This is a genomic window from Bradyrhizobium sp. SRL28 (assembly GCF_018596315.1).
Classification (GTDB): Bacteria; Pseudomonadota; Alphaproteobacteria; order Rhizobiales; family Xanthobacteraceae; genus Bradyrhizobium.
Genome location: NZ_JAHEAG010000028.1, coordinates 19,551 through 32,756, shown reverse-complemented (window position 1 = coordinate 32,756; position 13,206 = coordinate 19,551). Strand labels below are relative to the sequence as shown.

The following is a 13,206-nucleotide window of genomic DNA, read 5'->3' as shown; positions in this document are numbered from 1 at the left end:
ATTAACAGAGTGTCAACGCCGAAGCAGAGGATCGCATGCGAAGCGAATGTCGGTTAGCGCGCTTCGCCGGCGATCCCCGCTTCGCTGGAAAACGGGCTAATTCGCGGGAAGCCGGCATTGCATCGTGCAATGCACGCCGGTCTTGAGGAAGCGGATCTCGGTCTTGCCGTCGAACGCGCGAAGCGCCGATTGCAACAGCTTGGTGCCGAAGCCGGCCGGGCCGACGTTTTCGACCGCGGGACCTTCCGTTTCATCCCAGGTGACGTTGAGGCGGCTCTCCGACACCGTCCACGACACCTGCAACAGCCCGCGGGCCGAAGAAAACGCGCCGTACTTGCCCGCATTGGTGGCCAGCTCATGAAAGATCAGCGCCAGGCTGACCGCCAGCTTGGCCGGCAGGAACAGTGGATCGCCGTTTAGATTGAATCGGACGTGACCGTACGGACCGAGTTCGGAATGCAGCATATCCTTGATGTCGCAGCCGCGGCCGTCCAGCCGCGCGATCAAATCGTCGGTCGCCGACAGCGCGCGGAGGCGGCTATCGATGCTACCCCAGATCTGCGGCTGGTTCTGCAGCACCTGATGCAGCACGGCGTGGATCGTCGACGTCTTGTTCTTGAGCCGGTGCTGCAATTCCTCGACCAGGAGCTTGCGGTATTCCTCTTCCCTGATCAGGCGTTTCGAATCTTCCCGCTGTTGCGCGACGATCGTTCGGTAATGCTCGACGCCCCAGATGGCGAAGCCGCAAACCGCCCAGAACATCACGAGCAGCGCAAGCCGCGCGGAATCGGCAACGCTGCTATCGAAATTGACGGTGAGGCCGAGCACGCCTCCCGCGATTGCCGTCGCGATTCCGATCCGGGCGCCGCCGACGGCGGCGGCCAGGAACACGGCCGGGAAATAGGGTGTGAAGAATACGTCGGGACGGAGCTGGGCTATGCCCCACCGGGCGATCGTCGACAGGACCAGGCAGCCAGCCGCGAAGGCCGTGCTGAAAAGCAGCGAGGGCTGGGAAATTCCCTGCCAGCCGCGCCTGAATTCGTCGATCAATTTCTTCATCGGAGTTGTCACTTCACGTGATCAGCGAATCCAAAATATGGCCGAGCATACCGAAAATAGGGGATTTCGGGGCCGCCGACGGCTGCAAAAGCCGGCTCAGTGCGGGTGATCACAGTGGAACAAAGCTCGCTTGCCTTGTCGGCAAGAGGCGGGAATATTGGCGTAACCGGCGGCGACAGGGGGGCGACGACATGGGACGGTTGGATGGCAAGGTTGCGGTGATCACCGGTGCGACCAGCGGCATCGGACTGCACACCGCCGAGATATTCGTCGCCGAAGGCGCAAAAATCGTGATCGCCGGGCGCCGCGCACCGGAGGGTGAGGCGCTGGCCAGGAAGCTCGGCGCCAACTGCATCTTTCGCCAGACCGATGTCACGGTGGAAGAGCAGATGAAGGCGCTGATCGCGCTTTCGGTGGAGAAATTCGGCCGCATCGATTGCCTGTTCAACAATGCCGGCGGCCCGGCGCAAACCGGCGGCATCGAAGGGCTCGAGGTCGAGCGTTTCGACGCCGCGATGGCGACGCTGGTGCGCAGCGTGATGCTCGGCATGAAACATGCGGCCCCCCATATGCGGAAGCAGGGTGCCGGCAGCATCATCAACAATGGCAGCATCGCCGGCCGCCTGGCCGGCTTTTCGTCGTCGATGGTCTATAGCGCGGCGAAGGCCGCCGTCATCCATCTCACCAAATGCGTGGCAATGGAACTCGGCGAGGCCAACGTCCGCGTGAACTCGATCTCGCCCGGCGCGATCGCGACGGGCATTATCGGCAAGGCGCTGGGCCTGCCGGTGGAGGCCGCCGAAAAGACCACTTCTGTCATGCGCGAGATCTACAAATCGGTCCAGCCTATACCGCGCGCCGGCCTGTCTGAGGATATCGCGCATGCCGCGGTGTTTCTGGCGAGCGACGAATCCTCCTTCATCAACGGCCACGACCTGGTGGTCGACGGCGCCATGACCGGCGGCCGCAACTGGAGCCAGCAGCAGCAGGGCTATGTCACGCTGAAGAAGGCGTTCGATCAGGGCGCGGGATAACCCGTCATTGCGAGCGAAGCGAAGCAATCCACTACGCGGTGTCCGGCACTATGGATTGCTTCGCTTCGCTCGCAATGACGGCGATATACTGAAAGGGAGACGCAAATGTCTGCAACATTCCGACTGTCACCGACATCAGAAGGCCGTCCGTTCTACCTCGCCGTCATCGCCGGCCTCGCCTGCGCCTTTGTCATCGGCAAGGCGCTGCCGTCGACCATGGATGCTGTCTCGGCGATCATCGAGCCGCTTTGCGCCAACAGCGTTTCGTCTGCACAGGACGTCGTCGAGCCGATCTCATCGCACGCGTTACCGAACGTGCCGGGCAAGCGCGTGACCACCGTGCGCGTGTTCTACGGCCCCGGCGGGTTCACGCCCGCGCACAGGCATTCCGGTTCGGTCACCGCCTATGTCACCAAGGGCGAAATCCGCTCGCAGTTGGCGGGCGGCCCGGTCGAGACGTTTGGGGTCGGGCAATCCTTCTTCGAGCCTCCGGGCGCCGTGCATCTGGTCTCGGCCAATGCCAGCATGACCGAGCCCGCCGAATTGATCGCGGTGTTCGTGGCCGACGAGGGTGCGCAACTCACGACGCTCGTGAAGTAGGATCGTAGGGTGGGCAAAGCCACCGGGTCGCGCGAATGCGCGCCCGATGACAGGCTCCGGGTGCCCACCATGCACATCGGTGGTGTTAAGAGATGGTGGGCACGCTGCGCTTTGCCCACCCTACGGATCTCACAACGGCTTCAACACCACCCGCAAGCCATCCCGCGGTTTCGGGATCGGCCACATCTGCCAGTCCGGTTTGTAGCCGGGATCCAGCGAGACTTCGAGATTCTGCAGGAAATGCCGCGCAAAACATTTCGCCTGCATGTAGGCGAAGTGCAGGCCGAGGCACATATGCGCGCCGCCGCCATACGGCACCCACGCAAAACGGTGGCGGTTGCGCTGCGCTTCGTCAGAGAAACGCATTGGATCGAACTTATCCGGTTCGGGCCAGAACTCCGGCATATGGTGCGTGAACAGCGGGTTGACGCCGACCAGCGTGCCGGCGGGAACGTCGTACCCCCTGAACGAAAAGTTGCGAACCGCGCGGCGCGGCATCGATGGCACCGGCGGCTTCAGTCGCAGCGCTTCCTTGAACGCCATTTCCGACAGCGGCATCTTTTCGAAATTGTCGATGCTGGAAGGATCGTTGGCCTCGATGCCGAGGCCTTTGACTTCCTCGCGCAACTGTTGCTGCCATTCGGGGTGGGCGGCAAGCTCGCCGACAAAGGAGGTCAGCGACGATGTCAGCGTGTCATGCGCCGCCATCATCAGAAAACTCATGTGGTCGATGATGTCTTGGGTCGACAGCAGCGCGCCGTCCTCGTGCGTCGCCTGGCACAATTGCGAGAACAGATCGTCGCCGCCGCCTTTCGCGCGGCGCAGCGGAATCTGTTCGGAGAAGTAGGCAACGATCCGCTTGCGGCCTGCAACGCCGCGGCCCATCTGCGTGAATGGCAGCGGCCGCCGGATCGGCGCCACGGCCGCGGCCACCATGTCGATGAAGGCGCGGGTGATCTCGTCGACCTCAGGTCCGATGTCGGCGCCGAGGAACGACTTCGCAGCCAGATCGAGCGTGAGCTGCTTCATCGCCGGATACACCAGCATCTCGCCCGGCCGCGCCTTCCACTGCTTGACCCGCGCGGCAATGCCGCGGTCGAGATCGACGAGATAGGACCTCATCGGCCCTGACTTGAACGCGACCGACAGCGCGCGGCGGTGCAGGCGGTGCTCTTCAAAATCCAGCAGCATCAGCCCGCGCGGAAACAACAGGCCCAGGATCGGTCCCCAGCCATGGGTCGAGGAGAACAGGCGCGCCTGGTCGAACAGCACGAGCTCGTTGGCCTCGGGCCCGAGCATCGTCACGCTGGTCTCGCCGAACAGATGGGTGCGGTAGATCAGACCGTATTTGGCGGCCGACTTCTCAATCTGTCCTTTGGGGTCGGCCAGCACCGCCAGCGTGTTGCCGATGAACGGCCAACCTTCGTGACCAGGAATGTGCCGTAACGCCTTGGGATTCGGGGGCACCGGGATATTGACGGGGGAAGCCACACTCTGCATCGACATGGCAGTTGCTCCGGTTGAGCCTCGGAATCGCAAATATTATCCACCCTCTTGGCGGCTTTGTCGCGGCCTGAATATTGGCGCGCGGCGGTGATGCACCTAGGTAAATACCCCTTTGTTTCGTCGCCACAAGTGCGATGGCTCACAATGCCGCGATCGAATTCGCAGCGCAGGAGGCCATACAGGAAATATTACGCGAAGTATGGCGTATTGGCGCAATAACCGGGCAAGCCTGCAAGCCCCGTCATTCCCTTGCGCAACCGCGAAGCGTTTGCGCAAGGGAGCCCAAGCGACTCGGCGCCAGTGCGGGTTAATGGATTGCTTCGCTGACGCTCGCAATGACGGGTGACAGGCTTCGACCCTCACGTGAGAGGCGCGGTCACGCCTTGCGCTTCGCCGCTTCCTTCTGCAGATCGGGCGCGTTGATGGTCGGGATCGCGACCCGGCCGGGGCCGGTATGGGCCAGCGCGGCGGCGGCCTTTTCGTTCTCCATGATTTTCGCCATCACGGCCTGACCCGCCCGCTCGAACACCGCGCGGTTCTCGATCAGGAATTTTTGCGACTCGCGGAGTCCTTTAACGTAGCCGTTGATTTCCGGAATCACGTAGCGCGCGACCATGTCCCAGCTTCGGCGGGTATTTTCCGGGTTGGCCCAGTCGTGCACGAAGCCGATGATGGTGCCGACGCCGCCCGAGACCTGCATCAGGTTCTTGATGGTTTTGACCAGGTCATCCGGCGTGCCGATGGTGGAGGCGGCATTCTCGCCGCCGGCGGTCTTCTCGAGCGCGTCTTCGGGCGAGGTGAACGGCTCCAGGCCCGGCCGCTGCAGCGTGCGGACATTATATTCATTGTGCCAGCGCATCAGGCCCGGGCCGGCCTCGCGCTGCGCCTGTTCGCGCGTCTCGGCGATGTGCCAGCTCAGGAGCACACGCCAGTCGGAACGGCTCACGGTGGTGCCGGCCTTCTTGGCGGCGTCTTCGGCAAAGCCCCATTGCGTAGGCAGCGCCATCAGGCCCTGCGTCGACATCGAGCCGAGCGAGATGATTCCGATGCCGTATTTGCCGGCGAGCGTCATGCCTGAGGGCGAGATCTGCGAGGCGACCACGAACGGCATGTCTTCCTGCAACGGCAGCAATTGCAGCGCGGCATCGTTCATCGTGAACCAGTCGCTCTTGGCGGTGACGCGCTCGCCTTTGAACAGGCGGCGGATGATCGCGATCGCCTCGTCCTGGCGGTCGCGCTGCGTCATCGGGTCGATGCCGAGCGTGTGCGCATCGGAGGCCAGCGCGCCCGGGCCGGAGCCGAAGATCGCGCGGCCGCCGGTCATCCAGTCGAGCTGCACCATGCGCTGCGCGACGTTGTAGGGGTGATGATAGGGTAGCGAAATCACGCCGGTGCCGAGCTTGATGCGCTTGGTGCGCTCGCCGGCGGCCGCCAAAAACATTTCCGGCGAGGCGATCATTTCCCAGCCCGAGGAATGGTGCTCGCCGCACCAGAATTCGTCGAAGCCGAGCGTGTCGATCTGTTCGACGAAATCGAGATCGCGGCGGAACTGCAGCAGCGGATTTTCGCCGATCGGATGATGCGGGGCGAGAAAGGCTCCGAACTTGAGACGCGCCATGGGGTTTTCTCTCCGGATTCATTGTTCTTCTGTATGCTCAGGACCAAGTTACGGGGTGGGCAGAGGCAAGGCAATCCTCGTACCCCGCGGCCAGCGCATGGTGGTCGCGCGAAGTTCGTCGACTTACCGTTGCCCGGAATTCCCCGCCGGGGCGGAATCGATGTCGTGGTCGCCATCCGGCCGGAGCGGCGCAGCGAAGGACCGCTTACCTCCGGGGTAATCGCAGACATGATCGAAGCTTGAGATCATCCCGGGCAAAGAGTCGCGGACAAGGCCCTTTCTCATGCATCAGATCGTCTCAGCCCCCGTCGATACATCGCGCCGCTGGTGGGTGCTTGCGACCGTCGTCGCGGCGCAATTCATGTTCGGGGTCGACGCTTTCATCGTCAACGTTGCGATCCCGACCATCGCGACTGAGCTGCACGCGAGCGCGGCGCAGATCGAGGCTGTCATCGCGATCTACCTGATCGCTTATGCCACGCTGGTCGTCACCGGCGGCCGGCTCGGCGATATCTATGGCGCGCGAAACGTGTTCATCGCGGGCGTGGCGGGCTTCACCGTCACCTCGCTGTGGTGCGGACTGGCGCAATCCGGCCCTGAACTGATCGCCGCGCGGCTGGCGCAGGGTGCGACGGCGGCGCTGATGGTGCCGCAGGTGCTTGCAACCCTTCATTTGCTGTTTGCGGATGCCTCGCGGGCGCGCGCCTTCGGCATCTACGGCATCGTGCTCGGCCTTGCCGGTGCGGCAGGCTTCCTGCTCGGCGGCATTCTGGTCACGCTTGATCTGGCGGGGATTGGCTGGCGTGCGGTGTTCTTCGTCAATGTGCCCTTCGGAGTTGCCATCATTGCTGCGGCCTGGAAAATCATGCCGAGCTTTCAGCGCCGGGCCGGCACGCGGCTGGATATTCCGGGTGCGATCGTGCTGTTTCTCGGCCTGCTGTGCCTGATCGGCCCGCTGCTGTTCGGCCACGACCTGCACTGGTCGCCCCTGACGTGGCTGGTGATGGCCGCAGGCGTCGGCATCGTCGCCGCCCTCCTGCGGCTCGAACGCGCGATTGCCCGCCGCGGCGGTAGCCGTTGATCGATCTTTCGCTGCTGACGGACAAAGCGTTCATGCGCGGCCTTGCCGCCGTGTTCTTTTTCTTCTTTGCCAATCTGTCGTTCTATCTCGTCATGACGATGTACATGCAGAAGGGGCTGCAGATTCCGCCGCTGCAGGCCGGGCTCGTCTTTCTGCCGCTGGCGCTGACCTTCGTGATCGCTTCGCGCCATAGTGGAGCGCGCGCCAAACATCGCGGGACGCTGGTGTTGATCGAGGGCTGCGCCGTGCAGATTGCCGGCCTTGCGGCGCTGGTGATAGCGGTCGAATGGATCGATACGCCGTCCGCGATGATTCTTGCCCTGGTGCTGACGATCTTCGGCTATGGCCAGGGGCTGGTCATGGCGCCATTGTCGAGCGCCGTGCTCTCGACCGTGAAGCCCGCGAGCGCCGGCGCAGCCTCCGGCATCTACGGCACGACGGCGCAGATTGCGAACGCCGCGGGCGTCGCGGCGATCGGCGCGGTGTTCTTCGCGATCGAATCGAATCAGTCGAGTCGGTTGGCGCTGCTTGCCGCGTGCGCGCTGTTTGCGTTATCGATTCTCGCCTGCGCCGCATTCTTGACATGGATGCGTCGGGTCACGGGATGACAAATTAACGTCATCTGCCAAAATTTGATTGTGGGGAATGACAGTGCACGGCCTTTTTATTTCGCAGTGCAGCAACTATCTGTTCCAAGTACCGTTGTTAAGAACAATCGCCCAAACACAATCGCCCCAGGAGCCACCTTGTCGCTCGCGAAGAACGTCGAATTCTTCCGCCATTTCCCGAAGCTGAACGGGTTCAATGGCTTGGGAATCTATGGCCGAACCGCTTCGCCGGCGGGGCAGAGCCCGCTCGTTGAAATCTCAGAATTTGGCACCAATCCCGGCGCGCTCAAGATGTTCGCCTATGTGCCGGAGCAATTGCCGCGCGCGCCCGCGCTCGTCGTCGTCCTGCACGGCTGCGGCCAGACCGCGGCCGCTTACGACTTCGGCACCGGCTGGTCGACGCTCGCCAAGCGCTACGGCTTTGTATTGCTGATGCCCGAGCAGCAGGGCTCCAACAACGCCAACACCTGTTTCAACTGGTTCAATCCGGGCGACATCGCGCGCGGCCGCGGCGAAGCCGCTTCGATCCGGCAGATGGTCGCGCGGATGGTCACCGATCACAAAATCGATTCCCACCGCATCTATGTGACCGGCCTTTCCGCCGGCGGCGCGATGACGTCGGTGATGCTTTCGACCTACCCGGAAGTGTTCGCGGGCGGCGCCGTCATCGCCGGTCTCCCCTATGGCATCGCCAGCAATGTCCGGGAAGCGCTCGGCGGCATGATGCAGTCGACGTCGCGCCCCGCCGGCAAGTTGGGCGATCTCGTCCGCAAGGCCTCCAAGCACAAGGGCCCGTGGCCGAAAGTGTCGGTGTGGCACGGCAGCGCCGACCGCACGGTGAACCCCGGCAACGCCGACGAAATCGTAAAGCAATGGCTCGACGTTCACGGCCTGCCGTCAGCGCCGATGTCGACGGGAGATGTCGACGGCCATCCGCGCGAGGTCTGGTGGAGCGCCGACGGCGAGACCGTCGTCGAGTCCTACACCATATCAGACATGGCCCATGGCACGCCGCTGGGCTTAGCCGGCAATGACGAGCCCTATGGCGCGGAAGGCGCATTCCTGATCGAGGCGGGAATTTCCTCGTCCTATCACATCGCGAACTTCTTCGGCCTGACCGAGCGCGTCAGCCAGCCGAATGAAGCCGCAGCCAATAGCGCGAAGCGCGCGGCGCCAATCGCTCCTTCTGCCGCCACGGCTTCCCTGCAGTCGTCCGATGTCGCCGCTACGCTCTGGTCTCGGGCCAACAAGCCGGTTCGCCAAACCAAGCCGGTGCCGCGTGAACCGAAGCGCCGCGGCATCGATGTCGGCGCGGTCATCACCCGCGCCCTGACGGCTGCGGGACTGATGAAATAACCGCGCCGGCCTTCAGACCTGCGGAACTAAATTCCGATCTCGCCGGTGATGAACGGATTGGTCAGGCGTTCCTGGCCGATGCTGGAGCCTGCGCCATGGCCGCAGATGAAGCCGACATCGTCGCCGAGCGGCAACAGCTTTTCCTTGATCGAGTTGATCAGCGTGGCGTGACTGCCGCCGGGCAAATCCGTGCGCCCGACCGAGCCGTTGAACAGGACGTCACCGACGTGGGCGAAGCGCAATTCCTTGTTGAAGAATACCACGCTGCCAGGTGAATGGCCGGGGCAGTGCAGGATGTCGAAGGTGAGATCACCGATCGAGACCTGATCGCCTTCGTCGAGCCAGCGGTCGGGCCCGAAATTGCGCACGCCGGTCATGCCGAAGCGCTCGCCACTCGAGACGACATTGTCGAGCAGGTATTTGTCGGCGATATGCGGGCCTTCGATCTTCACCTGCAGCGCGTCGCGCAAATCGGCGGCGCCGCCTACATGGTCGATATGGCCGTGCGTGAGCCAGATCTTCTCGACCGTGACTCCGGTCTGCTTGATTGCCTCCAGAATCTTGGGAACGTCCCCGCCGGGATCGATCACCACGGCCTTCTTGGAAGGCTCGTGCCAGATGATGGTGCAGTTCTGCTCGAACAGCGTCACCGGCACGATCATCGCGCCGGCCTTCGCCTGTGTCTCGGTTTTGTCATCCATGGCAGGCACCATATTCTACCTTGAAAAGGGGTCAACACGGGCGGGAACCGATATGTGGTCCGTTCCAGTCCGTGATAGGGTTTGCACGTCAGGATATTTAGTGGCGAATGCCGGAAATCGCATCGGTCAGGTCGCGGTTTCGGCCGGGACGTGCAGTTCATGAACCAGGCCTCCAAATCGCCGCTCGGCGGGACCCGAACGACGGCGCGGGCGTTTTTTGTCAGCGATCGCCTCAATACGTCGGGCCTCGAGCGCGGTGACGTGCTGGGAACGACGCCGCTGGCGTTTCGCGTCAATGAAAACGGCGTCGCTATACTCTTCCGTTATGGCGTGGTGGTCCTGATCGGACTGAATGCGCTGGAAGAGGAGGAATTCCTTCGCGGCCTGGACCACCGCATGACGGGGAAGTTTGCGCGGCGCGACGAGGAAATCGCAATCATCGAGCTGGCCCCCGAAAGGGAGGACCAGATTCCCCCCGGCGGTCCGATCTGCATGCAAAGCCTTTCGTCGGAGCGACTGATCCTGATCGGCGAGGCGCTGGCGAAAAGCGTCGTTCTGGCGCGGCATGAACGCGAGGTTGCCAGCGTCTTTGACACGACCGAACCGTTCGCGCGGGAACTGGCGCAGAGCGGGCGTATGCGCGGCAGCCGTCGCTCGATCCTGAAAAATATCGGCAACGCGCTGTTGGTCCGGCACCGGGTGTCGGGGCCGGTCGAAGTGGAAGAGAAACCCGACGTGCTCTGGGACAAGCCGCATCTGGAGCGGCTGTATGCCCGGCTGGAGGACGAGTACGAACTCAAGGAGCGCGCGGAATCGCTGAACCGCAAACTCGCCGTGATCGCCGAGAGCGCGCAGGTGTTGACCGATATCATCGACACGCGGCGCTCGCTGCGGCTCGAAGTGATTATCGTGCTGCTGATCCTGTTCGAGGTGATTGTGACGATCTATCAGCTCGCCATCGGCAAGCACCCCTGATCTCTGTCGTCCCGGCCAAGCGAGCAAAGCGAGCGCTGAGCCGGGACCCATAACCACAAATGCCCGATGTTGAGGCGGGCTGGAGCCACAGCTGTCGCAACAACTCTTATTCGTGGTTATGGGTCCCCGCGTTCGCGGGGACGACTCGTTGAGGGAGCTCGCTACGTCAACAACTCACCGCTTGATCTGCGCCTTCAGCGTATCCTCGACCACACGGTCGAACGACGACGCTTTCGGCGGCGCCTTGGCGCGCTGGTCGGCGACATATTTGTCGCGTTTCGCCACCAGGGCTGCGAGTTTTTCGTTGAGCGCCTTGCGCTGGCCCATCTGCTTGTTGACCTCGTCCACGCGCTGTTCGGGCTTCATCGCGCGCAGATTGTCGGGCAGCTCTTCCTCCTTGATGCCGGAGAAGCTCTTGCGGCCAGCGGTCACATCGGAGACGAGATCGCCATCACCGGTCACGGCTTCAGATGTCGCCTTGGAGCGCTTGTTGAGATAGCTCGCCATCTCCGAGGCCTGCGCGGGCGCGGCGGCGGCGACCTCGGACAATTGCTTGGTCTTGCCCTCGGTGCGCTTCTGCAAGTGTTTCGGCCCGTAGGGGATCACGGTGCCGTTGATCTCCCGCTGCAGGATGATGATCTCCTCGTCGAACGGCGTCTCGATGAGGACGACCTGGCCGCCGTCCTGCGGGATCGGGATGAAGCGGCCGTTGCCGTTCTGGGCGATGTCGCGCCACACCCGCTCGGTATCGCGGGCATCGCCGGCCAGCACCGCGTTGACGATGATGTCCTTCTGCTTCGCGACCGACAGCGTGACCGGATATTTGGTGTCCTGCGCGTAGTCCATATGCGGCGGCGCGTCGCCGACCAGGAACACGATCCTTCTCGTCTCGCCGCCGCTGGTCCATTGCAGCTTATTGACGGCCACATCGAGCGCCTCGTTGACGCTCTCCGGCCAGTCGCCGCCGCCGCGGGCCTTCAGTTCCAAGAGGTGGGCGTAGAGATCCTGGATGTCGGTGGTGAGTTCGACCTTCTTGGTGACGTAGTCGTCGCCGATGTCGCGATAGGCGACGAGGCCCATGCGGATGTCGGCGTCGGGATTGGAGTCGACGATTGCGGTCGCGATCGACCAGATCTTGCGCTTGGCGCCTTCGAGCAGGCCGCCCATCGAGCCCGTGGTGTCGAGCACGAACGCCACTTCGACGGCGGGTTTTGCGTTTGCCTGCGACAGTCCGGCGGACAGGGGAAGAGCGGCGAGAGCGAATGCGAGCGAGCGAATCGTGTTGCGTGACTTCATGGATCTCCTCCAGATGTTTCGTCCCCTCGGAACCCATGTTTCACCGGCTGCGCGGTGGGCTATGGCCGAAAACAAGGCGGGTTGGGGCCGAAATTGCGGCTGACGTTGCGCTGGTCCGCCTGTTGGACGGTCCGAAATCGGTTATGGTTCGAACGCCATGGAATCATCACCCGCCCGTCAGATCGGCCTCGTGCCTGCGCCGGACCGTCGCCAGTCGGAGAAGGCGCTCGCAATCGCGCGCGGCACCGCGCGGCTGTTACGATCGCTGGGTTTTTCATGCATCAGCGAGCTGCCGCTGCCGTCCGGGCGGCGTGCCGATCTGGTGGCGCTGAACGAAAAGGGCGAAATCTGGATCGTCGAGATCAAATCATCGGTGGAAGACCTGCGCGCCGACCAGAAGTGGCAGGATTACCGGATGCATTGCGACCGGCTGTTCTTCGCCTTCACGCAGGATTTGCCTTGCGAGATTTTTCCGCAAGATACCGGCCTGATCATCGCCGATGCCTATGGCGCGCACCTGCATTGCGAGGCCCCCGAACATCGCCTGCCGGCGGCCACGCGCAAATCGATGACGGTGCGTTTTGCGATGGCTGCGGCGCAGCGGATCAACCGCCTGGTCGACCCGCAGGGCCACGCGGAGTTTTAGAAAAGAGTTCGATTCGTAGCCCGGATGCAGCGAAGCGAAATCCGGGTCGGCCGATCCGCTTGAGAGATTCCCGGATTGCGCTCCGCTCCATCCGGGCTACGACGGGATGCTACCGCGGCGCGCGCTTGGCCAGAATCCGCTGCAGGGTGCGGCGGTGCATGTTCAGCCGGCGGGCGGTTTCGGAGACGTTGCGGTTGCACATCTCGTAGATGCGCTGGATGTGTTCCCAGCGCACGCGATCCGCCGACATCGGATTTGACGGCAGCTCGGATTTCTCGGTGCCGCTGGCGAGCAGCGCCGCGACGACGTCGTCGGCGTCGGCAGGTTTCGAGAGATAATCCACCGCGCCCATCTTCACCGCCGTGACGGCGGTCGCGATGTTGCCGTAGCCGGTCAGCACGATGGTGCGCGCGTCGGGGCGCTTGCGCTTCAGCGCCGACACCACGTCGAGGCCGTTGCCGTCGCCGAGCCGCAGGTCCACCACCGCGAAGGCCGGCGCGGACTTGTTGATCTGGGCCAGCCCGTCGGACACGGTGTCGCAGGATGTTACCGCGAAGCCGCGGGTTTCCATCGCGCGCGACAAGCGCTCAAGAAACGGCTTGTCGTCTTCGACGATCAGCAGCGAGCGGTCGGAGAGATCGTTCAGTTCGGCGATGGCGTTCAAGGTCGGGTTCCCCCGGGGTTGCGGGTGTAGAGCAATATATAGAGCATATGGCGCGGCAGTTT

Annotated in this window: 11 protein-coding genes and 1 pseudogene; 6 read left to right on the top strand and 6 right to left on the bottom strand. The window is 63.3% G+C overall.

Annotated elements, in window-relative coordinates; all coding sequences use genetic code 11:
• Positions 1-96 precede the first annotated feature (96 nt).
• A complete protein-coding gene (locus KIP88_RS33925) occupies positions 97-1,059 on the bottom strand; it encodes a sensor histidine kinase (protein ID WP_214492496.1) in 963 nt (320 codons plus the stop codon).
• A gap of 191 nt (positions 1,060-1,250) precedes the next feature.
• Between KIP88_RS33925 and KIP88_RS33920 the strand changes: the two genes are divergently transcribed.
• Positions 1,251-2,093, top strand: coding sequence for an SDR family NAD(P)-dependent oxidoreductase (locus KIP88_RS33920; RefSeq protein ID WP_214492495.1), 843 nt, complete (start codon positions 1,251-1,253; stop codon positions 2,091-2,093).
• Between the two features lie 105 nt (positions 2,094-2,198).
• Complete coding sequence (locus KIP88_RS33915) at positions 2,199-2,693, top strand: cupin domain-containing protein (protein ID WP_214492494.1); 495 nt, start codon at positions 2,199-2,201, stop codon at positions 2,691-2,693.
• 129 nt (positions 2,694-2,822) lie between these two features.
• Here KIP88_RS33915 and KIP88_RS33910 read toward each other — a convergent pair whose 3' ends face one another.
• Positions 2,823-4,199 (bottom strand): cytochrome P450, encoded by a 1,377-nt coding sequence (locus KIP88_RS33910; protein ID WP_214492493.1) that lies wholly within the window; start codon positions 4,197-4,199, stop codon positions 2,823-2,825.
• A gap of 376 nt (positions 4,200-4,575) precedes the next feature.
• Complete coding sequence (locus tag KIP88_RS33905; protein WP_214492492.1) at positions 4,576-5,817, bottom strand: LLM class flavin-dependent oxidoreductase; 1,242 nt, start codon at positions 5,815-5,817, stop codon at positions 4,576-4,578.
• 283 nt (positions 5,818-6,100) lie between these two features.
• On the opposite strand from KIP88_RS33905, the pseudogene KIP88_RS33900 reads away from it, so the two are divergent.
• Positions 6,101-7,506, top strand: a pseudogene (locus KIP88_RS33900) (MFS transporter).
• Positions 7,507-7,644: 138 nt separating this feature from the next.
• Complete coding sequence (locus KIP88_RS33895; RefSeq protein ID WP_214492491.1) at positions 7,645-8,862, top strand: PHB depolymerase family esterase; 1,218 nt, start codon at positions 7,645-7,647, stop codon at positions 8,860-8,862.
• Positions 8,863-8,888: 26 nt separating this feature from the next.
• Here the strand turns inward: KIP88_RS33895 and KIP88_RS33890 are convergent, their stop codons facing one another.
• Positions 8,889-9,563: an MBL fold metallo-hydrolase gene (locus KIP88_RS33890; RefSeq protein WP_214492490.1), complete on the bottom strand. Its 675-nt coding sequence runs from the start codon at positions 9,561-9,563 to the stop codon at positions 8,889-8,891.
• 159 nt (positions 9,564-9,722) lie between these two features.
• Here KIP88_RS33890 and KIP88_RS33885 point away from each other — a divergent pair, with 159 nt between their 5' ends.
• On the top strand, positions 9,723-10,538 hold the full coding sequence (locus tag KIP88_RS33885) for an RMD1 family protein (protein ID WP_214492489.1): 816 nt from the start codon (positions 9,723-9,725) through the stop codon (positions 10,536-10,538).
• Positions 10,539-10,712: 174 nt separating this feature from the next.
• Here KIP88_RS33885 and KIP88_RS33880 read toward each other — a convergent pair whose 3' ends face one another.
• On the bottom strand, positions 10,713-11,834 hold the full coding sequence (locus KIP88_RS33880; RefSeq protein ID WP_214492488.1) for a VWA domain-containing protein: 1,122 nt from the start codon (positions 11,832-11,834) through the stop codon (positions 10,713-10,715).
• A 157-nt stretch (positions 11,835-11,991) separates the two neighbouring features.
• On the opposite strand from KIP88_RS33880, the gene KIP88_RS33875 reads away from it, so the two are divergent.
• Positions 11,992-12,480: an MmcB family DNA repair protein gene (locus tag KIP88_RS33875; protein ID WP_214492487.1), complete on the top strand. Its 489-nt coding sequence runs from the start codon at positions 11,992-11,994 to the stop codon at positions 12,478-12,480.
• A 109-nt stretch (positions 12,481-12,589) separates the two neighbouring features.
• On the opposite strand, the gene KIP88_RS33870 is transcribed toward KIP88_RS33875, so the two are convergent.
• Entirely contained in the window at positions 12,590-13,144 is a 555-nt protein-coding gene (locus tag KIP88_RS33870) for an ActR/PrrA/RegA family redox response regulator transcription factor (protein WP_214492486.1), read from the bottom strand.
• Positions 13,145-13,206 lie beyond the last annotated feature (62 nt).